General features: G+C 69.9%; 27 protein-coding genes. 16 read left to right on the forward strand and 11 right to left on the reverse strand.

Annotated features, from left to right (window positions below):
* Nucleotides 1-106 precede the first annotated feature (106 nt).
* Nucleotides 107-1,096, forward strand: a complete 990-nt coding sequence (locus tag DMB42_RS44965) for a GlxA family transcriptional regulator (protein WP_125645984.1) — start codon at nt 107-109, stop codon at nt 1,094-1,096.
* A 152-nt stretch (nt 1,097-1,248) separates the two neighbouring features.
* Here DMB42_RS44965 and DMB42_RS44970 read toward each other — a convergent pair whose 3' ends face one another.
* The gene (locus DMB42_RS44970) at nt 1,249-2,001 is read right to left on the reverse strand and encodes a hypothetical protein (RefSeq protein WP_125645986.1); all 753 of its coding nucleotides are present in this window, start codon (nt 1,999-2,001) and stop codon (nt 1,249-1,251) included.
* Between the two features lie 44 nt (nt 2,002-2,045).
* The gene (locus DMB42_RS44975) at nt 2,046-2,714 is read right to left on the reverse strand and encodes a hypothetical protein (protein WP_125645988.1); all 669 of its coding nucleotides are present in this window, start codon (nt 2,712-2,714) and stop codon (nt 2,046-2,048) included.
* A gap of 239 nt (nt 2,715-2,953) precedes the next feature.
* Here DMB42_RS44975 and DMB42_RS44980 point away from each other — a divergent pair, with 239 nt between their 5' ends.
* A complete protein-coding gene (locus DMB42_RS44980; protein ID WP_185845197.1) occupies nt 2,954-3,508 on the forward strand; it encodes an NTF2-like N-terminal transpeptidase domain-containing protein in 555 nt (184 codons plus the stop codon).
* A gap of 48 nt (nt 3,509-3,556) precedes the next feature.
* Here the strand turns inward: DMB42_RS44980 and DMB42_RS44985 are convergent, their stop codons facing one another.
* Entirely contained in the window at nt 3,557-4,105 is a 549-nt protein-coding gene (locus tag DMB42_RS44985; RefSeq protein WP_260478318.1) for a TetR/AcrR family transcriptional regulator, read from the reverse strand.
* Nucleotides 4,106-4,185: 80 nt separating this feature from the next.
* On the opposite strand from DMB42_RS44985, the gene DMB42_RS44990 reads away from it, so the two are divergent.
* Both DMB42_RS44990 and DMB42_RS44995 read left to right on the forward strand, forming a co-directional pair.
* Nucleotides 4,186-4,920 (forward strand): SDR family NAD(P)-dependent oxidoreductase, encoded by a 735-nt coding sequence (locus DMB42_RS44990; RefSeq protein ID WP_125645992.1) that lies wholly within the window; start codon nt 4,186-4,188, stop codon nt 4,918-4,920.
* A 192-nt stretch (nt 4,921-5,112) separates the two neighbouring features.
* Nucleotides 5,113-6,078: an MBL fold metallo-hydrolase gene (locus tag DMB42_RS44995; protein WP_125645994.1), complete on the forward strand. Its 966-nt coding sequence runs from the start codon at nt 5,113-5,115 to the stop codon at nt 6,076-6,078.
* Nucleotides 6,079-6,142: 64 nt separating this feature from the next.
* Here DMB42_RS44995 and DMB42_RS45000 read toward each other — a convergent pair whose 3' ends face one another.
* The gene (locus tag DMB42_RS45000; protein WP_185845198.1) at nt 6,143-7,288 is read right to left on the reverse strand and encodes an NAD(P)/FAD-dependent oxidoreductase; all 1,146 of its coding nucleotides are present in this window, start codon (nt 7,286-7,288) and stop codon (nt 6,143-6,145) included.
* 58 nt (nt 7,289-7,346) lie between these two features.
* Here DMB42_RS45000 and DMB42_RS45005 point away from each other — a divergent pair, with 58 nt between their 5' ends.
* On the forward strand, nt 7,347-7,925 hold the full coding sequence (locus DMB42_RS45005; RefSeq protein WP_125645999.1) for a TetR/AcrR family transcriptional regulator: 579 nt from the start codon (nt 7,347-7,349) through the stop codon (nt 7,923-7,925).
* Nucleotides 7,926-7,940: 15 nt separating this feature from the next.
* On the opposite strand, the gene DMB42_RS45010 is transcribed toward DMB42_RS45005, so the two are convergent.
* On the reverse strand, nt 7,941-8,885 hold the full coding sequence (locus DMB42_RS45010) for a GlxA family transcriptional regulator (protein ID WP_125646001.1): 945 nt from the start codon (nt 8,883-8,885) through the stop codon (nt 7,941-7,943).
* Nucleotides 8,886-8,955: 70 nt separating this feature from the next.
* On the opposite strand from DMB42_RS45010, the gene DMB42_RS45015 reads away from it, so the two are divergent.
* Nucleotides 8,956-9,912 carry an NADP-dependent oxidoreductase gene (locus tag DMB42_RS45015; protein ID WP_125646003.1) on the forward strand — a complete coding sequence of 319 codons (957 nt, stop codon included), beginning with the start codon at nt 8,956-8,958 and terminating at the stop codon, nt 9,910-9,912.
* 15 nt (nt 9,913-9,927) lie between these two features.
* On the opposite strand, the gene DMB42_RS45020 is transcribed toward DMB42_RS45015, so the two are convergent.
* Nucleotides 9,928-10,515 (reverse strand): TetR/AcrR family transcriptional regulator, encoded by a 588-nt coding sequence (locus tag DMB42_RS45020; protein WP_221762648.1) that lies wholly within the window; start codon nt 10,513-10,515, stop codon nt 9,928-9,930.
* Between the two features lie 129 nt (nt 10,516-10,644).
* On the opposite strand from DMB42_RS45020, the gene DMB42_RS45025 reads away from it, so the two are divergent.
* Together DMB42_RS45025 and DMB42_RS45030 are read left to right on the forward strand one after the other, a co-directional pair.
* A complete protein-coding gene (locus DMB42_RS45025) occupies nt 10,645-12,405 on the forward strand; it encodes a glycoside hydrolase (protein ID WP_125646007.1) in 1,761 nt (586 codons plus the stop codon).
* A 107-nt stretch (nt 12,406-12,512) separates the two neighbouring features.
* Nucleotides 12,513-13,448 carry a DUF2332 domain-containing protein gene (locus tag DMB42_RS45030; protein WP_125646009.1) on the forward strand — a complete coding sequence of 312 codons (936 nt, stop codon included), beginning with the start codon at nt 12,513-12,515 and terminating at the stop codon, nt 13,446-13,448.
* On the opposite strand, the gene DMB42_RS45035 is transcribed toward DMB42_RS45030, so the two are convergent.
* The gene (locus tag DMB42_RS45035) at nt 13,441-14,292 is read right to left on the reverse strand and encodes a hypothetical protein (RefSeq protein WP_125646011.1); all 852 of its coding nucleotides are present in this window, start codon (nt 14,290-14,292) and stop codon (nt 13,441-13,443) included. The two genes, DMB42_RS45030 and DMB42_RS45035, sit on opposite strands and share 8 nt — an antisense overlap.
* A gap of 340 nt (nt 14,293-14,632) precedes the next feature.
* Here DMB42_RS45035 and DMB42_RS45040 point away from each other — a divergent pair, with 340 nt between their 5' ends.
* The gene (locus DMB42_RS45040) at nt 14,633-15,409 is read left to right on the forward strand and encodes a hypothetical protein (protein ID WP_125646013.1); all 777 of its coding nucleotides are present in this window, start codon (nt 14,633-14,635) and stop codon (nt 15,407-15,409) included.
* A gap of 57 nt (nt 15,410-15,466) precedes the next feature.
* Complete coding sequence (locus DMB42_RS45045) at nt 15,467-15,928, forward strand: hypothetical protein (protein WP_125646015.1); 462 nt, start codon at nt 15,467-15,469, stop codon at nt 15,926-15,928.
* A 66-nt stretch (nt 15,929-15,994) separates the two neighbouring features.
* Here DMB42_RS45045 and DMB42_RS45050 read toward each other — a convergent pair whose 3' ends face one another.
* A complete protein-coding gene (locus DMB42_RS45050) occupies nt 15,995-17,101 on the reverse strand; it encodes a serine hydrolase (RefSeq protein ID WP_125646017.1) in 1,107 nt (368 codons plus the stop codon).
* A gap of 188 nt (nt 17,102-17,289) precedes the next feature.
* On the opposite strand from DMB42_RS45050, the gene DMB42_RS45055 reads away from it, so the two are divergent.
* Entirely contained in the window at nt 17,290-17,994 is a 705-nt protein-coding gene (locus tag DMB42_RS45055; RefSeq protein ID WP_125646019.1) for a MarR family transcriptional regulator, read from the forward strand.
* Nucleotides 17,995-18,222: 228 nt separating this feature from the next.
* Nucleotides 18,223-18,480, forward strand: coding sequence for a hypothetical protein (locus tag DMB42_RS45060; protein WP_125646021.1), 258 nt, complete (start codon nt 18,223-18,225; stop codon nt 18,478-18,480).
* Between the two features lie 247 nt (nt 18,481-18,727).
* Here DMB42_RS45060 and DMB42_RS45065 read toward each other — a convergent pair whose 3' ends face one another.
* Nucleotides 18,728-19,747: an aldo/keto reductase gene (locus tag DMB42_RS45065; RefSeq protein WP_125646023.1), complete on the reverse strand. Its 1,020-nt coding sequence runs from the start codon at nt 19,745-19,747 to the stop codon at nt 18,728-18,730.
* Nucleotides 19,748-19,802: 55 nt separating this feature from the next.
* Here DMB42_RS45065 and DMB42_RS45070 point away from each other — a divergent pair, with 55 nt between their 5' ends.
* From DMB42_RS45070 to infA, 3 genes are all read left to right on the forward strand, one after another.
* A complete protein-coding gene (locus DMB42_RS45070) occupies nt 19,803-20,429 on the forward strand; it encodes a TetR/AcrR family transcriptional regulator (protein ID WP_125646025.1) in 627 nt (208 codons plus the stop codon).
* Between the two features lie 290 nt (nt 20,430-20,719).
* Complete coding sequence (locus DMB42_RS45075; protein ID WP_221762649.1) at nt 20,720-21,436, forward strand: GNAT family N-acetyltransferase; 717 nt, start codon at nt 20,720-20,722, stop codon at nt 21,434-21,436.
* Nucleotides 21,437-21,480: 44 nt separating this feature from the next.
* The gene (gene infA / locus DMB42_RS45080) at nt 21,481-21,705 is read left to right on the forward strand and encodes a translation initiation factor IF-1 (protein WP_125646029.1); all 225 of its coding nucleotides are present in this window, start codon (nt 21,481-21,483) and stop codon (nt 21,703-21,705) included.
* Between the two features lie 189 nt (nt 21,706-21,894).
* Here infA and DMB42_RS45085 read toward each other — a convergent pair whose 3' ends face one another.
* Nucleotides 21,895-22,245, reverse strand: coding sequence for a DoxX family protein (locus DMB42_RS45085; RefSeq protein ID WP_125646031.1), 351 nt, complete (start codon nt 22,243-22,245; stop codon nt 21,895-21,897).
* Between the two features lie 64 nt (nt 22,246-22,309).
* Nucleotides 22,310-22,807: a luciferase family protein gene (locus DMB42_RS45090; protein ID WP_125646033.1), complete on the reverse strand. Its 498-nt coding sequence runs from the start codon at nt 22,805-22,807 to the stop codon at nt 22,310-22,312.
* Between the two features lie 731 nt (nt 22,808-23,538).
* Between DMB42_RS45090 and DMB42_RS45095 the strand changes: the two genes are divergently transcribed.
* Nucleotides 23,539-24,210: an FAD-dependent oxidoreductase gene (locus DMB42_RS45095; RefSeq protein ID WP_125646035.1), complete on the forward strand. Its 672-nt coding sequence runs from the start codon at nt 23,539-23,541 to the stop codon at nt 24,208-24,210.
* Nucleotides 24,211-24,262 lie beyond the last annotated feature (52 nt).

Here is a 24,262-nt window from a genome sequence, read left to right on the forward strand (position 1 = left end):
CGCTCCTCATCTCGCGGAAACAGCGGAAACAATCGCTTACGAGCCTGGTCGCAGGGCCTGTCGCGCGGTGAGTGGCAGAAACGCACATGTGGGATAGTTTTCCGCCATGCGCTCTGTAGGGATCCTGGTCACCGAGCACGTCCGCGTCTTCGACTACGCCGTGGCCACCGAGGTCTGGGGCCTGGACCGGACCGATCGCGGAGTCCCGGCGTTCGACCTGCGCACGTGCGGGCCGCGCGGCTCCGCGCTGGCCATGACACCGGGTGTGACCTGCGTTCCCGACCACGGCCTCGACGGTCTGGACGAGTGCGACCTGGTGGTCGTTCCCGGCGTCCAGCACCCGACCGGTCCCGTCCACCCGGACGTGATCATCGCGCTGCGCGCCGCGCACGGCCGTGGCGCGACCGTCGCGTCCCTGTGCTCGGGCGCGTTCCTGCTGGCCGCCGCGGGCCTGCTGGACGGCCGCAAGGCCACTGCTCACTGGCTCGACGTCGAGCAGCTCGCACGCCACTACCCCGAGGTGACCGTCGACCCCAACGTCCTGTTCGTCGGCGTCGGCACCGTGTGGACCTCCGCGGGCGTGGCCGCGGGCATCGACCTGTGCCTGCACCTGGTCCGCCGCGACCACGGCGCCGCCGCCGCGGCCGAGATCGCCCGTACCATGGTGACCGCACCGTTCCGGCCGGGCGGCCAGGCGCAGTTCATCACACGTCCCGTCCCCACCGGCCAGAGCCCGTCCGACAGCCTGGCTGGTCTGCGCGAACGCATCCTCAACGACCTGGCCCACCCGTGGACCGTGCCGGAACTGGCGAACCTGGCCCGCATGTCCGAGCGCAGCTTCGCCCGCCGCTTCGTCCAGAGCACCGGCGACACACCGCTGCAATGGCTACTGACGCAGCGCGTCCTGGCCGCCCAGCACCTGCTCGAGGTCAGTGATCTGCCCATCGCCGCCATCGCGCGCCGCTGCGGTTTCAGCACTCCGCTCACCATGCGCCACCACTTCACCCGCCACGTCGGCCTGCCGCCCCGCGACTACCGCCTGGCCTTCGCACCGAGTGAACCCCTGCGCGTCGCCGCCGATCCCGATATTTGCTGATACGGACGACACGGGGGTGCCGATCGGGCCCGCGCTGGAGCGTGCCAGAGCCCGGCCCGATCTCGTCATCTTCGTCCACCCCAGCGGCGGAGGGCACGTGGGGTCGTGGGATGTGAAGCCCGCCGCCTACGAGAAGGCGTCGGAGGAGTTCGTCACGCGACCTTGGACGCCGGCGCCGTCCAGGTGTTGCACGCGCCCGGAGTGCCCTTGGTGTAGCCCTGCGTGAACCAGTAGAGGTCGTTGGCGCTGATCTTGTCCTTGCTGAAGCGGTCGCGCCAGTACTTGTCCTTCGGCGTGGGCTCCTCGGCCTTCAGCGCGGCCTTCCAGTTCTTCGACTTTTCGCCCAGGGCCTTGAGCGTCACGCCGGCCAGGCACAGCTGCTGCATGCTGAAGCGACGCTCCTGCTCGTCCAGCTGCTTCTCGTCGGCGTCGTTCGGCATGGCCCAGTAGGCCGCGCCGATGCCCGTCCGGCCCATGACCACGCCGCTCCACGCCTGGGCGACCTGGGTGAGGATCGGCAGGTCGTCCTTGGCGCTGATCCAGTCGGCGCCGAGCTGGATCTGGAGCTGGGTGTAGCAGCTGATGGCGAACGAGCCGGTGATCTTTATGCCGTTGTGGCAGGGGCCCTCGTCGTGAGTGGCCTTGATATCGGTCTTGACCGGCTTGAAGTCGGGGATGAACGGCTCCCAGGCGTCGTTCAGGCAGCCGACGAGGGTGTTCAGGTATTTGGTGGTCGAGGACTTCGTCGTGCCCTTGCTCAGCTTGCAGCTGATCTTGGGGAGCTTGCCCTTCTTGTACAGGGCGTTGTGGGTCAGCTCGGGAACGCCCTTGACCGGGTAGGCGGCTGCCGTACCGGAGAACGCCATCAGTCCGGCTGCCGTGGCAGCCAGCACGCGGATCATCATGAAGCGGGATGTTAGGGGCGGAAGCCTGGCGTGGTCCACAAAGATCAGGAAACTCTGGAGCTGGGCACCGTCCAGGTGTTGCAGGCGCCGGGACCGCCCGCCTTGTAACCTCGCGCGAACCAGCGGCGTTCGTTGCCCTTCAAACTCGTCTTCAGCGGCCGGCCGAGCGCCTTGTTCGAGGCGCCACCCAGGCAGACCGTCTGCAGGGAGTAGCGGCGGTCGAGCTCTTTCTGGTCGGCGCGGTGGTCCATGTCGAAGAACGCCTTCTGGATGCCGGCTCGCACCATGATGACCTCGCCGTGCGTCCGCGCGAGCACGTTGAAGATCACGTACTCGTACTCAGGCTCGGCATCGATCCAGTCCTGCTGGAGGAACACCATGATCCCGCCGAGCGCGACCCCGGCGAAGGTCTTCCCCCTGTCGTCGCCGGGGGTGTGATCGATGTCGACCGGGGTCTTCTTCGTTCCCCAGACCTTGTCCAGGCAGGCGACCACGTCCTTGATGTACTTCTCGGTGGAGGCCGCGGTCAGCCCCTTCTTCGCCGTACAGGTCCTCTTCGCAAGCCTGCCCTTGGCGTACAGCGCGTTGCGGGTCAGCTTGGGGACGTCCTCGACCGGGGCGGCCACCGCCGAACCGGACAGGATCAACAAGCCGGCCAACGCGTGAACAATCATGAACCCGGATCGTAGGGCCTGTTCCCGCAGAAGATCCAACAGGATTCGATCTACTGCTCCACCGCGGTCGAGTGGGGGCTCACGCCGCGTGGAGGAGGGCGGCACATCACAGGCGGGACTTGAGAGCCGGACATGAGTCTCCTTCGAGGAAGAGGCCCGTCTGTCGGGTTCTGTGGGTTGTGGCCCAGCTAATAGGATCGCCCGATATGCCCATATTTTCTCGTCGGCGGCGACGGACAGGGATCACCATCGCCGTAGCCCTGGCCGCCGTCCTCGGGTTGGGATTTGCCGTCTACCTGACGGTACGCACGAAAGGGTCGCCTCAGCAGACGGCGACCGCGTTCCTGACGGCCTGGCAGCGCGGCGACCTGTCCGCCATGAAAGCCCAGGTGGTGGAGCCGCCCCTGGACTTCGACGGCGTCTACAACGCCTTCACCAAGGGCTCCCAGGCCAGGCGGATAACCGTCCAGGACATCCGCGTCCACCCCAAGGCCTACTTGAATTTCGGGGAGACCGCCACCTACTACGCCTCGTTCGCCGTCACCCTCGACGGGCCGGTCCCCTACACCTATGACGGCCAACTGGAGATCATCGATTTCGACCGTGCCTGGAAGGTGAGCTGGTCTCCGACGGCGATCCACCCCGAACTACAGGAGGTCGGCTTCAGCGAGGTGCGGCAGATCCGCGTCGTACCCCAACGCGACGGCTCCTCCCGGCTCGTCCTGCTGGAAACGCGTGCCAAGGGAGAGCAGGCAGGACGGCTCTTCGCCGACGAAGGCCTCAAACTGGCGGCCGTCCTGGCCGACTCGGCCCAACCTGGGGTCACCGGCTAGCCGTCGTCGGCGAAAGCGGTTCATCGCGAGCGCGGAACGGAAGGCCCGCTAGCCGAGGCCCGTGAGCAGCGCGTCGAGACCCGCCTTCACCGCGGGAGCCGCACGCCCCCGGTGAACGATCAGGTTGGCCGCGATCGGCGCGAGCAGGGCATCGGCGAGGAACCCCGCGTCCGCCTCCGGCCTGATCCGTGCGATCAGTACGACCAGATGCTGATGGTACGCCTCATAGGCCCCGCCGAACCGTGCGAACTCCCCGGCGGTCTCGGCCATCAGCAGCAGGTCGAGCTGGGCGAAGGTGCGATCGGTCAGCGCGTGCAGGAAGGCGCGCACCCGCTCGATCTCCGGCGCCCCGGGGCCCAGCGGCGGAGGGCCGGTCAGGAACGCCTGCTGGAACTCGCGTTCCTTCTCGTCGATGAGCGCGTACGCCAACCCCGACCTGTCGCCGAACCGCCGGTACAGCGTCCCGATCCCGACGCCCGAGGCGGCCGCGACGTCGGCCATCGCCAGCCCCTTCATCCCCGAGGTGGCGACGATCTCCGCGGCCGCGGCAAGGATCTTCGCGCGGTTCCTGGCGGCATCGGCCCGTTCCTGTGCCACATGGTCACCCTATCGGCTTGCAAAGCGGAACGCGTTCCGAATAGCCTTAACCGGAACTGATTCCGCATAGAGGAGGACAGATGCTCAACGGCAAGAGCGCGCTCGTCACCGGTGGCAGCAGGGGCATCGGCGCGGCCATCGCCCGCCACCTGGCCGCGGCGGGCGCCGACGTGGCGATCACCTACGCGACGGCGGCGAGCCGGGCGCAGACCGTGGTCGAGGAGATCGAGGCACTCGGCCGCCGAGGCCTGGCCATGGCCGCCGAGGCGACCGACGCCGAGGCACTCCAGGCAGCCGTCGCCCGCACCGTCTCCACCTTCGGCCGCCTCGACATCCTGGTGAACAACGCCGGAATCGCCCCCTTCGGCCCGCTGGAGGACGTCTCCCTGGACGAACTCGACCGCACCCTCGCCATCCACGCCAGAGCCGCCTTCCTCACGTCGCAGGCCGCCGTACGCCACATGCGGGCCGGCGGGCGGATCGTGAACATCGGCAGCAGCCTGGCCGAACGCGTCCCCTACCCCGGCTGGACCCTGTACTCGATGAGCAAGTCCGCACTGATCGGCCTCACCAAGGGCCTCGCCCGCGACCTGGGCCCCCGCGACATCACGGCCAACCTCGTCCACCCCGGCTCCACCGACACCGAGATGAATCCCGCCGACGGTCCCGACGCCGACGACGAACGTTCCTACACCGCCCTCGGCCGCTACAGCACCCCGGACGACATCGCCGCCACCGTCCTGCATCTGGCGGGCCCCGCCGGCCGTACGATCACCGGCACATCCATCACTGTCGACGCCGGAACGACGGCCTGACGTCCTGCCTCCGGCCCGTCTTGAGGCTCGCCAAGGGCCGGAGCAGGGTCGATATCCACTTCCCTATCGCCGGACCGCCCAGACCAGTATTGGACGCCACAAGATCTGTTCTGATCTGCTGGAGGGGCATCGACGTCCGTCTGGGCCGATCGCGTCAAGATCCGCGGCCCGTGAAAGAGCAGGTGTTCGCCCATGCCTCTCGGGCAGTCCGTCCCGTCCCGCCGTACGTTGCTGGCCACCGCGGCCCTCCTGCCGCTGGCAGGCCGTCCGGCCGAAGCCGCGGCCGCCACCGCCCCCAAGCGCGCCCAGCACTACTACGACCGCGCGGCCGCGCTGGCCGGCGCCGACCCGGTCCTGAAAGCCCTGGTCAAAGCGCTCGCGCCCGGCCTCACGATGCCGGAACCGACGCCCCTCCGCCCGTTGCGCACCTTCGACGACGTGGCGGTGCTGGGCAACAGCTTCATTCAGGCCACGGCGTTGTTCACCGCCGAGGGCATCGTCCTCGTCGACGCGATGGGATCGCCGGACGAAGCCGAGAAGATCATCGTCCCGGGGCTGCGCGCCGTGGGCGCGGACCCCGCGCAGATCAAGTACGTGGTGGTCGCCCACGGCCATGCCGATCACTTCGGCGGCGCCCAGTTCCTCGCCGACCGGTACGGCGCCCGCGTCATGATGAGCCGGACCGACTGGAACCTCATCGCCGCCGAACGTCCCGCGAACGCGCCCAAGCGCGACCTGGAGATCGCCGACGGCCAGGAGCTCACCCTCGGCGGCACCACCATCGCCTTCCACCACACGCCCGGCCACACGCCCGGCACCGTCTCGCCGATCTTCCCCGTGCACTGGAAGGGGCGGCGGCACACCGCGATGTTGTGGGGCGGCACCAACCCGCCCGCCGCGACCGCGGACAAACGCACCAGCCTGGCCTCCGTACTCGCCTTCGCCGCCACGATGCGGCGGGCGGGGGTGGAGGTCGAGCTGAACAACCATGGCGGCGTGGACCACGGCCTGGCCCTCATCGAGCAGCTGCGCGCCGGAACGACGGGGGCGGCCAACCCGTTCGTCATCGGCCGGGCAAGGGCGCAGCGCTTCATGAAGGTCATGGAGGTCATGCTGCGCGGCCGTATCGCCCAGGATCAGGAGACGGCCGCCGGCTGATCGACCCCCGCCTGCTGCTGACGAGCCGGGGTGACGAGGTGATGCAGCTGGACGGGTGCCATCGTCAGACGCGCCAGAGGGCGGCAAGCTGCCGAGTGGCCAGCCGGGACGGTACCGCGCGCAGCAGGGCGTCGCGCAGCGACGCGGTGACGCCGGTCCGGGAGGTCAGCCACGACTGCCGGGACGCCGCCCGCATCATGCGGTTGGCGCTGGGCCTGCGCTCGGCGTCGTAACGCAGGAGCCGCCGGGGGACGTCCGCCGGCTCGGCGCCGGTCAGGTGGCGGGTCAGCGCGGCGGCGTCCTCGAAGGCCTGGCTGGACCCCTGGCCGAGGTCGGGTGGCATGGCGTGCGCGGCGTCGCCGAGGAAAGCGATCCGGCCGACCGCGAACGAGGGCAGGGGCTCGGCCAGACGGGTGATCGGGTCGACGTAGATGTCGGCGGCCGGGGTGGCCTCGATCAGGGTCGCGACGACGGGATGCCAGTCGGCCATCAGGGACAACATCTGCCGGCGTGCCTCGTCCGCGTCCGGAGGTGTGCCGTGCAGGGCGGAGTCGGTGAACCAGTACAGAAGGTTCTCGCCGACGGGGTACAGGCCGAACATCGCCCCGTTGCGGCGGTCGACCAACTGACTGGTCAGCAGGTCCGCATCCAGGCCGGGCGGACGGGGCAGCATACCGCGCAGATCCATCCGGCCGGTCCGCCGCAGCCCGGGATGGCCGGGGAAGAGTTGTGCCCGCAGCCTGCTGCCGATGCCGTCGGCAGCGATCACGGCGTCCGCCCGGGCGACGGGTTCACCGTCGGCGATCACGGTCACCCTGGTGGAGTCGGCGTCCAGGCGCTCGACCGGGGTGGAGGTCAGCACCAGTTCGGCGGGGAGCGGGGCGCGTAGTGCCCGGTGCAGGCGCGCCCGGTCGATGATGACGGGTGTGCCGATCTGCTGCCGCACCCGGTCCAGGTCGGTGATCAGCAGTGGGCGTCCGCGCCGGTCGCGCAGTCCACCGCGGCCTTCACGCATGACGTGCTCGCGTACGCCCTCGGCCAGCCCCACCGCGTCCAGCGCCCGGAGCCCGTTGGGCATGACCACGATCCCGGTTCCCGCCTCCCTGAGCTCGGCGCCGCGCTCGATCAGTGTCACCTCGTGGCCCAGGCGATGCAGGCCCACCGCGGCCGCCACTCCCCCGAGCCCGGCGCCGACCACCACGATCCTCACAGGATCACCTCGATTCACTACGATCGTACTAGTACGGCTATTGGTATAGCATGACCGTATGCCGCCCACCAATCCAGCCCGCCGCCGCGCTCTGACCGATGCCGCCATCGCACTGCTGGCGTCGTCGGGGGTGCACGGGCTGACCCATCGCGCGGTGGAGAAGGAGGCGGACCTTCCATCGGGAACCGCCTCCAACTACTTCCGTAACCGGGAGGCGCTGCTGGTGGCCGCCGCGGAGCGCATCATCGAGCTGCACCACGCCGACACCGACCGGGCGGTCGACCGGTCCGTCGAGCAGCCCGCGACGCTGGCCGACCTGCTGACCGAGTCGCTGCTCACGGCGGCGACCACACTGCGCGACCGCTACCTGGCGATCTTCGAGCTCCAGCTGGAGGCCGTACGCCGTCCGGTGCTCGCCACGGCACTCGCCGGCCTCTGGGACGCGGCGGCGAAGGTCACCGCCGGGCAGCACGACAAACTCGGTCTCGTCCTCCCCCTCGAGAGGATTCACTCCCTGATCACTCTCTACGAGGGCGCGTTGTTCACCCTGGTCACCGCACCGCCGGAAAGCGTCAACAGGGACACCGTCCAAGCCCTGGTCCGGAGCATCCTGGACGGTTGCGGCCCTCAGCAGTAAAGCCCCGACGCCGGGTCAGCGGTCGCCGGCGGTCTGGAAGGTGTGGCGGTACGCCTGCGGCGAGACCCCGATCGCGGCGTGGAGATGCTGACGCAGAGACGCGGCGGTGGCGAATCCCACCTGGCGGGCGACCAGCTCGACGGGCAGGTCGCTCGACTCCAGCAGCTCCCGCGCCCGGTTGACCCGCTGCTGGGTCAGCCACCGCCCCGGGCTGACCCCGACCTCGTCCTGGAAACGGCGGGCGAACGTACGAAGGCTCATCCGGGCGTGTGCGGCGAGGTCGGTCAGCGTCAGCGACTCGGCCAGCCGTTCGAGCGCCCATTCCCTCGTCGCGGAGGTCCCCGCCACGGACGGCTCGGGCACGGGCTGTTCGATGTACTGCGCCTGGCCGCCGTCCCGCCAGGGTGGCACGACGCACCGGCGCGCGACGTGGTTGGCCAGCCGGCTGCCGTGGTCCTTGCGTATGAGGTGCAGGCACACGTCCACGCCTGACGCGGCGCCGGCCGAGGTGAGGATGTCGCCGTCGTCGACGAACAACACGTCCGCGTCGAGAGTCACCTGGGGGAACAGCTCGCCGAAGCGGGCCGTCTGGTTCCAGTGGGTCGTCACCCTGCGGCCGTCGAGCAGCCCAGCCGCCGCGAGCGCGAACGCCCCGGTGCAGATGGACACGACCCGGGTGCCCGCCGGGATCAGTTTGAACGCGTCCGCCACACCGGCCGGGAGCTGCGCCGAGAGGGAGGCCGACGCGTACGGGGGGATGACCACCGTGTCCGCCGTGGCCAGGATCTCCGGGCCGTGCCGGGTGCTGATCGTGAAGTCCGCGGACGTACGCACCGCGTGCCCGTCGACCGCGCAGGTGAGCACCTCGTAGAGGCCCTGCGCGGTGCCGAAGACGCGCTGCGGGATGCCGAGCTCGAACGGATAGACCCCGTCGAGCGCCATGACGACCACACGATGCATGGCACGATCCTATCGACGAATGACATTCCTGCCACTCCCGGCGGGCGGCCGGGCACAGCAGGCTGGGCCCATGAACGACATCACCACCATGCGTGCCATCAGCCAGGACGTCATCGGCGGCCCCGAGGTGCTCCAAGAGATCCGGCTGCCGCGACCGGCGGCGGGCGTGGGCGAGATTCTCGTGCGGGTGCACGCCGCCGGCGTCAACCCGACCGACTGGAAACACCGCGCCATCCCCGGGCTCATGCTCGGCGAGCCGCCGTTCGTCCTCGGCTGGGACGTCTCCGGAGTGGTCGAGGCCGCCGGTGCCGGGGTCACCCTCTTCAAGGCGGGTGACGAGGTGTTCGGCATGTTGCCGTATCCGCACGGAGCCGGTTCGCACGCCGAGTACGTCACCGGGCCCGCTCGTGCCTTCGCCCCCAAACCCGCCGCCATCGACCACGTGCAGGCCGGCGCCCTGCCGCTGGCCGCCCTCACCGCCTGGCAGGCCCTCGTGGACACCGCGCGCGTCCAGGACGGGTCTCGGGTGCTGATCCACGCCGCAGCGGGCGGCGTCGGCCACCTCGCCGTACAGATCGCGAAGGCCCACGGTGCGTACGTGATCGGCACCGCCAGTGCCCCCAAGCACGACTTCGTACGGAAGCTGGGCGCCGACGAGGTCCTCGACTACCGCACCACGGACATCACCGAGGCCGTCCGCGACGCCGACGTCGTTGTGGACGCCCAAGGCAGCGAGCACGCCATGGGCTCTCTGCGCAGCCTGCGCGCGGGCGGCCTCCTGGTCTCCCTGCGCCTCGACGACGGCACTCCGGCGCTCACCCGAGAAGCGACCCGCCTCGGCGTGCGGGCGGAGGTCAAGCTGGTGGAGCACGACCACGCCGGGATGCTGGCCATCGCCCGGCTCGTGGCCGAGGGCCGGTTGCGCGCGGAGATCGCCGGCACGTTCGAGCTGGCGGACGCGGCCAAGGCGCACGCGACCGGCGAGACCGGCCGCACCGCGGGGAAGCTGGTGCTCACCGTACGGTAGCGAGGTCCTGCCGGGTCAGGTGCTCGCGGGCGGTTCGCCTTCCACCACCGTGGCCAGGAACGCCCGGAACAGCTCGCCGATCGCCACGTCCCGGGAGTTGAGCAGCCATTGGAGCTGAAGCCCGTCGTTGACCGCGATGATCAGGGGCGCGGCCTGTTCCGGGGTCAGCCCGCCGGGCAACCGGTCGCCGTGCTCCGCGCGCAGGCTGTCGGCCAGGGCGCGGCGGGAGCGGTCGTAGCGCGTGGTGAAGAACTCGTGGGCGGGATGGTCCTCGGCGACGCTCTCGGCGGACAACACGGTGTAGGAGTGCACGAGCCCGCGCCAGTCGAGGTTGAAGTCGACCAGCCGGGCCATCGCCTCGACCGTCAGTCCCATGTCGGCGACGATGCCCAGGTTGTGCAGGTCGCGGTGTTCCAGTACGGCGACCAGGAGGTGTTCCTTGGTCGGGAAGTGGTGCAGCAGGGTCTGCTTGGAGATGCCCACGGCCTCGGCGATGGCGGCGAGCGAGCCGGCCCGGTAGCCGCGTTCCGCGAAGACGCTCTCGGCAGCGGCCAGGATCTCCGCGCGTCGCTCGTCGGCACGCTTGCGCCGCTTCTGCTGCACGGCAACCACCTCCAAATATAACGAACATGTAACGCAATCTACCGCTCGGTCGATTAAGCGGCGATGCTGTCCATGTACCTCCACGACCGTGTGCGAACGCTACCCTTCGACCGCTTCAAGGGGAGTCCGATGATCGAGCTGTTCCCCCGCCCCCGGCTCATGACCGTCACAGAAGAGGGCGCCGCCCTTTCCGCGCCCGTCGCCGAGATTCTCGACGGAAGCCTTCCGGCCCAAGGCTTCACCATCGACACCACCGGACCGGACGTCACCCTGCGATACGCCGACGACGCCGGACTCCGCTACGGCAGGGACGTCCTTGAGCAGCTGCGCGCCCAAGGCGACGGCACCTGGCCGGCGGTGCACATCGCGGACTGGCCGGACCTCCCCGTACGGGGCTTCCTGCTCGACGTCAGCCGCGGCCGCGTCCCCACCAGGGAGAGCTTCGTCCACCTCATCGAGGTGCTGCGCATCGCCCGCTACAACCAGCTCCAGCTCTACACCGAGCACACCTTCGCCTACACCGGCCACCAGGACGTGTGGCGCGACGCGTCCCCCATGACCGCCGCCGAGATCCGCGACCTCGACGCGATGTGCGCCGACGCCGGCATCGAGCTGGTGCCCAACCAGAGCACGTACACCCACATGGAGTCCTGGCTCTCCCACGACACCTACCGCCACCTCGCCGAATGCCAGGACGGCTTCTCCGTGGCCGGGTTCTCGATGCCCGCCTTCACCCTCAAATCGGACGAGGAGAGCGCGGCGTTCGCCCACGGCCTGCTCGCCGAACTGCTGCCCAACTTCACCAGCCGCCAGGTCAACGTCAACTGCGACGAGCCCCTCGAACTGGGCAGGGGCGCCGGCGCCGCCCAGGTGGCCGAACTCGGAGCCGGCGAGGTCTACCTCAGGCACCTGCGCCGCCTGCTGGAGCCCCTGATCGACCAGGGCTACCGGCCGCAGTTCTGGGCCGACTTCATCACCCACCATCCCGAACTCGTCGAAAGACTCCCGGCGGGCTGCACGGCCGTCGCCTGGACGTACGAGGCTCCCCGCCCGGACGACGAACGCATCGAGATCCCGCCGGACTTCCAGCAGGTCATCGACGAGCTGGGCATCAACATCGCCTTCGACGGCTTCTCCGAGGCCCTCAAGGGGCTGCCGGGCAGCGGGGTGCCGTTCCTGGTCGCACCGGGCACCGGCACGTGGAACTCGCTGGTCGGCCGCATCGACAACGCGATGGGCAACATCGCCGACGCGGTGGGCACCGGCCTGGCGAGCGGAGCCTCCGGCCTCCTGCTCACCGAATGGGGCGACAACGGCCACTTGCAGGCGTTCTGTACGTCCTACCCACCCATCGTGTACGCCGGCGCGGTGAGCTGGTGCCTGGCCGGCAACGCGGACATCGACCTGCCCGCCGTACTCGACCGGCACGTCTTCCGCGACCACGCCGGTGTGCTCGGCGGCGTGCTCGACGCCGTGGGGCGGGTCTGGGGGCGTACCGGGCGGCGCTCGTTCAACGGCAGCCCGCTTCAGGCGGCCCTGATCCCCGCGCAGCAACATCTTGTCACGCACGAACCCGACGCCGGCCTGGTCGAGGCGGTCATCACGACGCTGGACCAGGCGCTGGCCGACCTGGAACGGGCCCGGCCGGCCTCGGGTGACGGCGCGCTGGCGGTACGCGAACTCGCCGCGGCCATCGGGCTCGCGCGGCACGGGGCCTGGCGGCTGGGCCGTACGGCGGGGCTGGTCACCCCCGGTGACGATGAGCTGCGCGCGGACCTCGACACGCTGATCACGGAGTACCGGCGATGCTGGCTCGCGCGCAACCGGCCGGGCGGGATGGAACGCGGTTTCGGACCGCTGACCTCGACGCTGAAGTCCTATACGCAGTGACGGCCCGGCCCCGGGGCCGAGATCACGTGTGCCTGTTCCGGACTCGGAGGTCCGTCCGGGGCCACGTCCGGCTGGGTGCGGGAGGAGTTCGCTGCGATCATCGGAATATGACGATCGCCGCGATCTACGCTGATTTCGCCGCGCGCGAGGCGCAAGGTGTGTCGCCCACGTACGAGCGCCTGGCGTACGCGGTGACGCGGGATCCCGAGCTCATGGCTCTGCTCGCCGGGCTTCCGCCGGCCAAGCGGCAGCCGAACCTGCTGTTCGGCGTGGTCCGGTTGCTCGGCGGGCCGGTCGAGGATCCGGCCGCGTTCCACGACTACACGGTGGCGAACTGGCCGGTGATCGAGGCGGAGACGCGCACCCGGACCACACAGACGAACGAGGCCGGACGGTGCGCCGTCCTGCTCCCGGTGCTCAACGCGCTCCCGCAGCCGCTCGCGCTGCTGGAGGTCGGCGCGTCCGCCGGGCTGTGCCTCTACCCCGACCGGTACGCCTACCGTTACGGCGACCATCCGGTCGGCTCCGGCGACCCGGTCCTCGCCTGCACGCCCACCGACCTGGCGCCGCCGACCAGGCTGCCCCAGGTGGTGTGGCGGGCCGGCCTGGACCTGAACCCGCTCGACGTGACCGACCCCGCGGATCTGGCCTGGCTCGACGCCCTCATCTGGCCAGAACACACGCACCGCCGCGCCAGGCTGCGGGCGGCGGCGGCCGTCGTCGCGGCCGACCCGCCGCTGCTCGTACGGGGCGACCTGGTGGACGACCTGCCGGCGCTGGCCGCGCAGTCCCCGCCCGACGCGACGCTGGTGGTGTTCCACAGCTCGGTGCTGTACCACGTGCCGATGCCGCGACGGGCGGCGTTCGCCGAGACGGTACGCGGGCTCCCCGGACACTGGATCGCGAACGAGGCCCCGGACGTGCTGCCCCACGGCACGCTCCCGACGCCGCCGGGCGAGGCGCTGCACAACGTGCTCGCGCTGGACGGAAGGCCGCTCGCCTGGACCCGATCCCACGGCCAGGCGATCACCTGGTTCACGTGACGTGCCTGGTCCTGCCGGTCGCCAGGTCGAGGAAGAAGTCCCTGCGTTCCTCCGCCCCCGCGTCCCGGCGGATCTGGAACCGGCCCTTGCTCGACCAGCCGGCGCCCGACTCGACCGGATCCCCGTCGGGGAGCCGGGGGCGTACACGATGGATCCGCTCGCGGGTGGTGAGGTCGTAGGTCTCGACGAGGTCGCCGTCGTCGCTGATGACCACGAGCCGGCTGCCGTCCGGTTTGAGGAAGGCGGTACGGGACTCCAGGAGCAGGGAGGGGACGGCGATGTTCAGACGTTCCTTGCCGCGACGGTCGTAGACGATCAGGCCGGAAGCCGTCGTGACCACCACCCCCGGCGAACTGACCTCGAGCACCTTCAGCACGCCGGGGAGCGTGATCCCGCTCCGGGAACCGGTGTCGATGACGCGGGTGCCGTTCCTGGTCAGGGCGACGTACCTGCCGCGCTCGCTGATGCTCACCTCGGGCACGTCCGCGTCGGGGAGCGGCCCGCTGAGGTCACGCCGGTTCCCTCCGTGCTGGTGGACCACGCGGCGCGAGGCCCGGTCCAGGTAGACGACGGATCGCCGGTCGGGGCTCACCACGAACGGCGCCGCCGTCGGCGCCCCGCCTTTCATGACGACATAGGGTGCGGCCTGCGGAAACGGCTCGTCGTCGACCAGCCAGTAGCGGCACGGGTCGTCCATCTGGTCGATCCACGGACAGGTGGGCCTCTTGACCTCGCCGATCTTCTCGAAGGAGACCTGCCGCTCCGGGAACTCCCTGGGCATCGTGTACTGCGGCGGTTCGCTCGGCAGCGCCCGCCCGGGAGTGACGAGAACGCCGGCGAGCACAATCGCGCTTCCCGCCAAATAGCCGGTGCGAACGGACCATCGGCGAATGGCGGTCCCTGTTTCGTCCGGCATTTCGGGCCCGCTTTTCCGTTCGGCGTACGATATCGCCGCCACCACCGCGACCACGACGACAACATGGGCAATCCGCGTCGGTGTGATTCCCCGCGCCACGAGAAGACAGCAGCCTGTAACGGCGGCAGCGGAAACGGCGAGCAACCAGGCCCGGCGATAAATGGCGTCAGCGACCGGCGGCCGTACGACGCGGAATACCGGAACGGCGCACCAGCCCACGACGAGATAGAACGGATCCCCCGTCAGACCCGCCACGGGAGCCGCCAGGATGACGGCCGCCAGCCGCCATCGGCGCAGCCCGGCGAAATGGCCGACGATCCGGCGGGCATCGGTCTCGACGACCGTGAGTCCCGTCAGGGCGGCGAACCTGCCGAGACGCCCCTGGCTGAGGGGCGTGGCCGCCGCGAGCACGGTGATCACCGCCGCCACCCAGAAGATCAATGGGGGTATCGTCACAAGGCGCCACGATATATGGTTCCGTCTCGTGAGTTCAGCGGATATATGGCAGCAATTTGGCGTCGCCCCGCGTACGCGATTACCGTTCGTGGTGTCCAGTTGCCTCGTGCTGATGTGCCTCGCGGCCGGCTTGTGGTGGTCGGGGTCGATAACGCCGCGCATCCGCTGGGAAATCGACAGCTTCTTTCTCAGTGCCCAGGTGGACGACAATGGTGTGCTGTCCACCAGTGCCTGGGTCGAGCTCGAGAACCAGGCGTTTTCCCCGTTCACCGTCACGGATATCTCGATGGCCATCCCGGGCCTGCGTCTGCTCCCTCCCGAAAGCACGGAGGACGACCCCGCCGAGATCACCGTTCGGGGCGACGGCACCAGGACGGTGACCCGGCGGATCGTCATCACCGACTGCGCGGCGGTGCCGCACGAGCCGCAGCCGATCCGATTCACCTACCGGACCTGGCTGGTCTCGGGTTCGTCGGAGGTCATGCTGGACCCGTGGCAGATGACCGGGAGCGGGGGCGGCGTTCCCGTGGCCTGGCAACGCGCCCTGGCCAACGTGGTGTGCGACAAGGCAGTGAGCGGCGAATTCTGACGTCCGTCCCATGAGGGCCGCCCGGCGAGAGCCGCCCAGGAGAGAAGGGCACTGCACGTGCGTCCTGTCACGAAGATCGCCACCGGGCTTGTCATCGTCTTCGGCGCGCTCCGGTTCAATGGCCTCGACCTGCTGTTCGACCCCGTCGGCTGGGGCATGTGCGCCGCCGGGCTGCTCCTGTTGCAGCGGCCGGGCGACGCCTTCGCCAGGGCCCAGGCCGCCGCCACGGCCGGCGCCCTGGTCACGGTCTGGCTGATCGTGGACGCCCTCATGACCCGGATGCGCTCACGCGGCGACAACTCCCGGGTCGCCCTGCTGGACGTACTGCGCTGGGCGGTGGCCGGCCTGGGCGCGGCCGGCCTGCTGGCCGGTTACGGCTACGCCGAGCTGTCATCCGTCCTGGTCGTCGGGTGGTTCGCCGCGCTCGTCGTCCTGACCGTCGTGCTCTATCGTTTGGCCGACCGGCCGTACTTCGCCGCCACCCGGCCGGCCTCCGACGGCGAGGTCAGCTCGGCATAGCACGAACACCGTTCTTGTTGCGCTCAGGCCGGGGCGCCGGCGAGCGGGCGGTCCGGACGGGTGTGGTCAACGCGGCCCCTTGGGGCAGAATTCGGCCGACAAGACGTCGGAGAAGACGCTCAGGCCGCTCCAGTCGCCGTTGATCTCGGTGGTGAGCATGTGCCTGCCGTCACGCGCCCCCATGGCGTACGTCCAGGAGCCGTACGTGGCCCCGGCGGCGCCCCAGACCCAGACGCCGCACGGCAGCTTCTGGGTGAAGACGCCGAGGCCGTACCGGGTGTCGGGGATCCACCCTTGGGTGGCGACGGTGGTGAACATCTCCTTCTGCTGGGCGTCGGGCAGCAGGCGTCCCCCCAGCAGGGCGCCCATGAACCGGTTGAGGTCGCCGACCGTCGAGACCATGCCTCCCGCCGACCAGGCGCCGGACTGGTTCATGTCGGTGGCGTCGTAGATCGTGGGGTCGGGGTCCTGGGAGAACAGGGTGGAGTAGTGCACGGGGTGCGGCCCTCGGATCTTCGCCTCCAGCGCGGGCAAGTAGGTTCCGGTCAACCGCAGCGGCCGGATGACGCGCCGCGTCACCTCCTGGCCGAAGGTGTGGCCCGTCGCCTTCTCGATGATCATGGCGGCCAGGATGTAGTTGGTGTTGGAATAGGCGAACCCCTCGCCCGGGCCGAAGTACGGCGGGTTGCGCAGCGCGATCTTCACCAGCTGCTCCGGGGTCACGGTGTCGTAGCGGTGCTCCAGCCAGGCCGCGCCCTGCCCCTGGGCGAAGAACTCGGTGTCGCTGGTGTAGTTGAAGATCCCGCTGGTGTGGTTGAGCAGCTGCCGGATGGTGACCTGGCCGCCGTCGTAGCCGTTGCCCTGGAGGAGGCCGGGCAGCCAGCGCTCCACGGAGTCGTCCAGGTGCAGCTTGCCCTCGCCGGCCAGTTGCAGGACCACGGTGGCGGTGAACGCCTTGGTGGCGCTGCCGATCCTGAATCGTTCGTTCGGCCTGCGCTTGCGGCCGGTCTCGGTGTCGGAGAGGCCGGCGGAGCCGAACCACCGTTCCCGCGCGTCGCGCACTTCGGCGGCGATGCCCGGCGCGCCGCCGTCGGTGACCGCCCGGTCGAGCGCGCTCTGCACTCCGGGGGAGCTAACCGCCGTCACGGCGGCGAGTAAGAGGTGCGTGACCATGCCGAACTCCTTCGCTCAGACGAGATAGTACGTGTTTACTCAAGAAGAAAAGCTACGTTGCCTTCAGCATGCTGTCAATCGCGTTTTCGCAGGTGGTTGCAATGACGATGCGGTCAAACGCAAAAGTGATTTGCAATGAGATGTCGGCGAACGCAATACTGGACAGTCACGCAGGAGGGAGATCGCCGATGCCGGGTGGAAGGCTGACCCACGAAGAACGTCGTCAGATCGCCGCAGGGCTGGCCGACGGGCTCACCTACAGCGAGATCGCCGGACGTCTCCAGCGCCCGGTCTCGACCATCACCCGCGAAGTCACCAGAAACGGCGGCGCCGGCGGCTACGAAGCCGACCGCGCCCACCATGCGACCGCGATCCGAGCCCGCCGCCGCAGACCCGCCGTCCCTCCCCCGGCGCCGGCCGTCCTCGACGGGCGAGACCCGCGCACCACCGGGGAGCTGGAGGAGACCTTCACCGCCATGCTCGTCGACACCGGCCTGTCGCGCACGGCCGCCCGGGTGCTCGTCAGCCTGTACGTCACCGACAGCGGCAGCCTCACCGCCGCCGAGCTCGTCCAGCGCCTCCAGGTCAGCCCGGCGTCCGTCTCCAAGGCCGTCGGCCGGCTCGAACAGCACCAGCTGATCCGGCGCGAGCGAGACCCACGGCGCCGCCGCGACCGCTACGTCATCGACGGCGACATCCTGTACCCGTCCTGGATGGCCAGCGCCCGCAGGAACGCCCAGCTCGCAGCCGCCGCTCTCCACGGAGCCGAAGCCCTCGACCCCGCCTCTCCCGCCGGAGCCCGGCTCAAGAGCATGGGCCGGCTCCTCCAGCACCTCAGCAACGAAATGATCCGCGCTGCCGAGAACTGGCACGACACCTTCGACGACCGCTAGCCAGCGGCCCCCGGACGAACGGCCGACGAGCCGCACGCCATGTCCTCAGGCCATGGGCATCACAAACGGGGGCAAGGTGTACGCGGCGGGGGCCCGCACACTCGACGGCGTCACCGACGCCTGCGTCGATGGTGGCGCTGCTCGGCGAGCGCCCGCCCGGCTCGACGTTCAAGGTCGTCTCGGACTCGGCGCCGGTCGACTACATGCGCCCTCGACTGGCTCACCCCCTTGCTGAGCGGGGGCAGCCTGCTGCTGTTCGACGAGTTCTTCGGCGAGGACCCGGCGGAATCGCGTGCCTTCGTCGACTGGAGCGAACGCACCGGCACCCGTACGGCGCTCCTCGCCGTCTTCGGCCGAGAGCCGAGCGGCAAGGGCGACATGACCGACCGGCGGGCCTTGTTCCAAGTGATCGGCGACGAGCGGCACACCAAGGCGCCACCGCTGCTGCCCGTACGGCTGCGCCGCAAGCTGGCATCGACCTGGTGAGCTGACCGCTCACGGGCCGGCGTGCCCTGGTGCTCCAGGGAGCTTGCGACTCACCCGTCGCCGGACACGCCCGCGCCCGGATGGTCGATGCGAGGCCCCTGACCACGGCGACACGTCGAACGGCACCCGCACCTGGCGCTCTGGCGTCGCCGTGTCAGGGCGGCTCGCGCTGGAGGCCTTCCTGCGGCAGGTCGGCGATCGTGCCCACCAGAAGCGGTCCGCCGTGGCCGTCCGCCGTGGCCCTCGATCAGGGCACTCGGCGGTCGAAGCGGGCGGCCGAGGGGCCGTAGACGAACTCGCGCGACATCTGGATGAAGTTCTGCGGGAACCCGAGCGGAAAGGCGCTGGCCTCGTCGAGCCGTTCCACCATCTCCGGCGGCAACCGCAGGTCGCAGGCGGCGAGGTTGTCGGTGAGCTGATCGAAAGTCCTGGCGCCGGAGATCGGATGGATCCAGGTGCGGTGCGCCCGGGTCCAGGCGAGGGCGACCTGGGAGGAGGAGACGCCGAGCTCGTCGGCGACGCCGGCGACGTCGGCGGCGATCGCCAGGTGGCGCTCGGGTACGGCGTCGCGGCTGATCCGGGACCCGGCGGTGGCGTCGGTGCGGGTGAACTTCCCCGACAGTACGCCGCGGGCCAGCGGCGCCCACGCGGCCACCGACAGGCCCAGCGTTTCGGCCATCGGCAGCAGTTCGCGCTCGATGTCGCGTTCCAGCAGGCTGTACGACAGCTGCAGGCCGATGAACGACGTCCACCCGCGCAACTCGGCGATGGTGTTGGCACGCGCGATCACCCAGGCGGGCACGTCGGAGAAGCCCAGGTAGAGCACCTTGCCGGTGCGTACCAGGTCGTCGAGGGCGCGTAGCGTCTCCTCGATCGGGGTGTCGGGGTCCCAGATGTGCACCCACAGCAGGTCCAGGTAGTCGGTGCCCAGGCGTCGCAGGCTCTCCTCCACCGACCGCCTCAGGTTCTTGCGGTGGTTGCCCGCGGCGTTGGGGTCCTCTCCGTCCATGGACAGCGTGTACTTGGTGGTGAGTACGTAGCGGTCCCGCTCCTTGCCGATCAGTTCGCCGACGATGCGCTCGCTGGAGCCCTCGGTGTACCTGTTCGCCGTGTCGATCACGTTCCCGCCCGCCTCGGCGTACGCGGTGAACATCCTGCGGCATTCCTCGGGCGGAGCGCCCCAGCCCCAGTCCTCGCCGAAGCCCATCGTCCCGAGGATCAGCTCGGAAACCCGTAACCCGCTCGTTCCGAACGTCGTGTATCTCATGGGGAGGACTGTACATAGCGTCTAGACAGGCTGTCTAGACGCTAGAATTTCGAGAATGGAGGCGAGAGCGGGCCGGCGAGCCCCACGGCCGAAGGACGACGACCGTGACCTGCGCGAGGTGATCCTGGCCGCCACACGCGGCCTCCTCGACGAACGGCGCTTCGACGAGCTGAGCGTGGCCGACATCCTGGCCGCCGCCCAGGTGGCGCGCGGCAGCTTCTACTTCTACTTCGCGAGCAAGCACGAGGTCCTGGCCGAGCTCGTACGCCGCGCCATCGCCCGTGGTCACGAGGTCGCGCAGCCCTGGCTCACGCACGACGAACCCGACCAGCGGCGGGCCTCCGTACGACACGGCATCCTTCAGGGGGCCCGCCTGTGGCGCGAGGAGGCGCCCGTGTTGCGGGCCATCGTGGAGAACTGGCGGACCGATCCGGAACTCACCGCGCTGTGGCACGACCAGATGGCGGGCTTCACGGCCGCCACCACCGAGCGCATCACGAGCGAGCGCACCACCGCGCCGGACGTGGATCCAGCCGCCCTGGGGGCGGCGCTGACCTGGCTCGGGGAGCGCCTCTACTACCTCGCCGCCCTCGACGTGGCCCCCTTCGCCGACGAGGACACCCTCGTCGAGGTCCTCACCCACATCTGGATGACCGCCCTCTACAGCGAGCCGGGATCATAGACGCCGATCCGACGGCCACCGTCTGAAAAATGGTTGGACGCGATGATGTTCACGTTGATAGCGTTCCGCGCACCGTGACATCACGCGAGGAGGTGAGACCCATGAACGTTGTATCGACGTGGGTGCTCCCACTCGTCGTCACGGTCGGGCGAATGACGTAGGTGTCGCCGGGAGCGCCTTTGACCAGGCAATCCCGAAAGGCAACACCTATGCATTCTGCGCAATTCACGTCCGGCGCAGGCGAGCCTGCCGTAGTCGTCACGCGGGTCTCGGAGACGCGATGGCACGCTGTGGAGGACGACCGGGTGGTCGGCCACGGCGACACCTCGGGCAGGCCCGACGGCCGGATGTTCATCAGCGTCGACGCGTGGCACGGCGCGGCCTTCGACCGGCTCGCCGACGCCATGCTCGCGGACCTGCCGAGGCCGCTCCACACGCTGGTCGACGAGGACGACCTCGACCTGGCAGCCCATTGGGAACGAGCCGGGTTCACGACCAGGCGCCGTGAACGGGAGTACCTCCTGACCACTGACCCCGAGGTCACGGGCCTCGGCCCGGTGCCGCCGCCGGAGGGCGTGACGATCGTGGCGGCCGGCGAGGTCGAGGAGGGTCCGCTGCGCACGCTGGACCGCGCGATCCGCGACGAGGTCGAGGCCACCGTCGGCTGGCAGGAGATGCCGGCCGAGGTGGTGCCCCTCCCTGCCGGCGTCACCGTGCTGGATCCGTCGAAGTACGTGGTGGCGGCACAGGCCGGTGAGTACGTGGGCCTGCTGCGACTGGCGCCGGTGGTCCGGCAGCCGCGGATCGGGCTGATCGCGGTCCGCTCCGACAGGCGACGCCGGGGTGTCGCGCGGGCGCTGCTCGCCCACGTACTGGGTTCGCTGCACCGGCGGGGAGTCGAAAGGGCCTCGGCCGAGGTGAACGAATCCAACCGGGCGGCCATGGCGCTGTTCGAGGGGGTCGGCGCGCGGTGTACGAGCCGGAACCTGGAATTGGTGTTGCGCTGACGCCCCACTCCGTCACCGTTACCGAGCAGAGAAAAGCGGGAGTCATGCCAAGAACAGCAGGCGGCATCGAAGTAGAGGGCACCGTCGTCGAGTGTCTGCGCAACGCCACCTTCAGGGTGGAGTTGGAGAACGGACACAAGGTGCTGGCGCATATCAGCGGGAAGATACGCAAGAACTTCATCAAGATCCTGCCGTACGACCGGGTCCTGGTGGAGCTCAGCCCGTACGACCTCACCCGCGGCCGGATCATCTTCCGATACCGGACGTGATCGCGGGCGCGACGCCGATCACAGGTCGGTCCGTGCGGAAGTCGGCCGGCGTGGCGAGGCCGCAGTGCCTCGCCACACCTCCGCAGGCTTCCTGGCGCCCCGCTCGTCCCCCGGCAGTTCGTACGCCTGGCCCTTGACCCGAGCGACCCCGGGCGCCGGTGAGATCAGGGCGTTCGTCCACGGGGCCCGTCAGACGGTGGCGAGCCCCAAGGCCACGGGCGCGACGGCCACCAGCAGCAGGACCGCCGGGACCGGTGCGCCCTTGACGTCACGCGCCCGCAGGTGAGTCACCAGCGCCCCCGCGAAGTACAGCACCACACCGACCCCCACGGCGACCCCCAGCGGCCGGAACACGATCCCCGTGAGCAGTCCCAGCGCCCCGGCGATCTCCAGAGCCGCCAGCCGCGGGAACCACCCCTCCGGCACCCCCACCGCGGTCAACCCCGCGGTGATCTTCGCATCCCGGACCAGCTTCGCCCGCGCCGACCCGGCCAGCACCACCGCCATCAGGACGGCCACCACGATATAAGCAACGAACATGACAAACACGTCGAACCTCCAGCTCACACCGCGACCGAGACGGCGATCTTCCTGAGCGTCCCGCTCACTTCTTCTCTCCGGAGACGCCGGACGCCTGTTCCCATGAAGCCCGGAGGACCGCCACCGCGACCGCCAACTCGTCCTCATCGCGCGGGGCGTAGAGCATCACGATCGTGTCCGGCCACTCCGGCCGCAGGCTGATCGGGTGCGGCTCCGCCCACCCTGCCTCCACCAGCGGCGCCACCAGCGGCAACGGCACCGTCAGATGCATGAACCCCGCGCGGTGGATGTGCCCGAACTCGTCCCGGCTCGGATGCAGGAACGCCTCCCACGGCCCCACCGGACGCCGCAACCGCAACGCCAGCGACGACGGCTCCGACACCTGACTCGGCCCGGTGAACACCCCCGGCAGGGCCTCCGCCTCACCCACCAGCGCCGCCCTCACCTCCGGCGGCGAGAACTGGTCCAGCTGGTCATGCGGAATCTCCCGCCCCGTCGTCACCGGACGAACCCCCGGACGACGCCGCAGGGTATCGACGTTCAGAATCACCAGAAACCACACTTTCTGTGCGTTGGTTACGTGTTGTTCGCACAGAAAGTGTCAGCGACAGGGCCCGTATGACGGAAGAAGGCACTTTGCCCTGCGTAACGCACACCGATGTTCGCCCCCTGACGTACCCACCTGCCGCCCCCGCAGCGCTGACAGGTGCTGCTGGGCCCCGCCGGCCGGTGGCCGGTCGTGCCTGATGAGCCGTCCACGGCGCCGCCCCGGACGCGCTGCCCCTCCCGCCCGTCACCTTCCGTGATCCTTGACGTGATCACCGCGTGTGACTTCATCCTTCTGGGTTCCCGACGGCAGCGGCCCCGCGATCCGGGGCCGCTTCGAGCTGCCTGGAGGCAACATCTGCCCAGGTCAGCGGTACGGCGGTCCGCCATGAGGGAGCCCTCCGAGATCGGATGAGCAGCGTGCGACCCACCTGTCTGCTGTTTCTGGAGGCCCCGTGAACCGCCATGATCTGACCCGTCGGACGTTCGTGAACCTGGTCGGCCGCGCCGGCGGCGCGGGAGCCGCGTACGGAACGCTGACCGCCCTGGGTCGGCCGCGACCTGGACCAGCGGCTCTCGGGGGAGGACCTGGCCGTCGTACGCGACTTCGTCCGGTCGTACGGCGACCTCGACGAGAGCTACCGGTACCGCGGTTCGTCCCGGGCCGGGTACGCCGAGCCGCCCGGCGGTCCCACCCCGGGCCGGATCCTCGAACCGCTCGACCTGGTCGACATCGCCAAGGGCGGCATGCTGCGGTGGACCATGCTGTTCGGCGAAGGGTACGAGCAGCAGGCGACGATCATGGAACCGACCGGTGGCATGGACGCCGTCGCCCACGCCTTCTACCGGCGCACCCGCCGGTTCATCACACTCGACGCGCAGGTCACCGCCCTGCGCAGGCTGGGCTCCGGCGCCCGGGTCACCTGGCGCGACCGCGCCACCGGACGGGTGAGCACGTGGGACGCCGACCACGTGATCGTGACCGTCCCCCTGCCGGTCGTCAGCTCGATCGACAACGACCTCTCGCCCAAGGTGAAGGCGGCCGTGGAGGCGGGCGCCCGCGTCTACCCGCCCGCCGTCAAGACCGCCTTCCAGGCACAGCGGCGCTGGTGGGAGCAGGACCACGGGATCTACGGCGGCATCTCCTGGACCACCCGGGACATCACCCAGGTGTGGTACCCGAGCGCGGGCATCCACGGCCGCAAGGGCATCCTGGTCGGCGCCTACATCTGGTCGCACGACCTCGGCCGCTCCGTCTCGGTGGCCTGGGCGAACATGCCCTGTGCTCGAACGCATCCAGGCCCGCGTCGCCGCCCGGCGCACCGAGACCCGCCCCGGCTGAACCGGGGAACCGGCGCCTACGCCCGGCCGGAGAGGCACCTGAAGCCGGCGACGAAGGCCGGCCAGGTCATGCGCTGACGGCAGATCGATTCGCCGCCTCTGACAACCGTCGGTCTGCGTCGAGGCTCAT

The organism is Nonomuraea sp. WAC 01424 (assembly GCF_003947315.1).
Taxonomy (GTDB): domain Bacteria; phylum Actinomycetota; class Actinomycetes; order Streptosporangiales; family Streptosporangiaceae; genus Nonomuraea; species Nonomuraea spiralis.

What these genes read in the sequence shown, in the direction of transcription:
- DMB42_RS44965 (WP_125645984.1), top strand. Translation starts at nt 107, where the DNA reads ATGCGCTCTGTAGGGATCCTGGTCACCGAGCACGTCCGCGTCTTCGAC.
- DMB42_RS44970 (WP_125645986.1), bottom strand. Translation starts at nt 2,001, where the DNA reads ATGATGATCCGCGTGCTGGCTGCCACGGCAGCCGGACTGATGGCGTTC.
- DMB42_RS44990 (WP_125645992.1), top strand. Translation starts at nt 4,186, where the DNA reads ATGCTCAACGGCAAGAGCGCGCTCGTCACCGGTGGCAGCAGGGGCATC.
- DMB42_RS44995 (WP_125645994.1), top strand. Translation starts at nt 5,113, where the DNA reads ATGCCTCTCGGGCAGTCCGTCCCGTCCCGCCGTACGTTGCTGGCCACC.
- DMB42_RS45005 (WP_125645999.1), top strand. Translation starts at nt 7,347, where the DNA reads ATGCCGCCCACCAATCCAGCCCGCCGCCGCGCTCTGACCGATGCCGCC.
- DMB42_RS45010 (WP_125646001.1), bottom strand. Translation starts at nt 8,885, where the DNA reads ATGCATCGTGTGGTCGTCATGGCGCTCGACGGGGTCTATCCGTTCGAG.
- DMB42_RS45015 (WP_125646003.1), top strand. Translation starts at nt 8,956, where the DNA reads ATGAACGACATCACCACCATGCGTGCCATCAGCCAGGACGTCATCGGC.
- DMB42_RS45025 (WP_125646007.1), top strand. Translation starts at nt 10,645, where the DNA reads ATGATCGAGCTGTTCCCCCGCCCCCGGCTCATGACCGTCACAGAAGAG.
- DMB42_RS45030 (WP_125646009.1), top strand. Translation starts at nt 12,513, where the DNA reads ATGACGATCGCCGCGATCTACGCTGATTTCGCCGCGCGCGAGGCGCAA.
- DMB42_RS45040 (WP_125646013.1), top strand. Translation starts at nt 14,633, where the DNA reads ATGACGGCCGCCAGCCGCCATCGGCGCAGCCCGGCGAAATGGCCGACG.
- DMB42_RS45050 (WP_125646017.1), bottom strand. Translation starts at nt 17,101, where the DNA reads ATGGTCACGCACCTCTTACTCGCCGCCGTGACGGCGGTTAGCTCCCCC.
- DMB42_RS45055 (WP_125646019.1), top strand. Translation starts at nt 17,290, where the DNA reads ATGCCGGGTGGAAGGCTGACCCACGAAGAACGTCGTCAGATCGCCGCA.
- DMB42_RS45065 (WP_125646023.1), bottom strand. Translation starts at nt 19,747, where the DNA reads ATGAGATACACGACGTTCGGAACGAGCGGGTTACGGGTTTCCGAGCTG.
- DMB42_RS45070 (WP_125646025.1), top strand. Translation starts at nt 19,803, where the DNA reads ATGGAGGCGAGAGCGGGCCGGCGAGCCCCACGGCCGAAGGACGACGAC.
- infA (WP_125646029.1), top strand. Translation starts at nt 21,481, where the DNA reads ATGCCAAGAACAGCAGGCGGCATCGAAGTAGAGGGCACCGTCGTCGAG.
- DMB42_RS45085 (WP_125646031.1), bottom strand. Translation starts at nt 22,245, where the DNA reads ATGTTCGTTGCTTATATCGTGGTGGCCGTCCTGATGGCGGTGGTGCTG.
- DMB42_RS45095 (WP_125646035.1), top strand. Translation starts at nt 23,539, where the DNA reads ATGCTGCGGTGGACCATGCTGTTCGGCGAAGGGTACGAGCAGCAGGCG.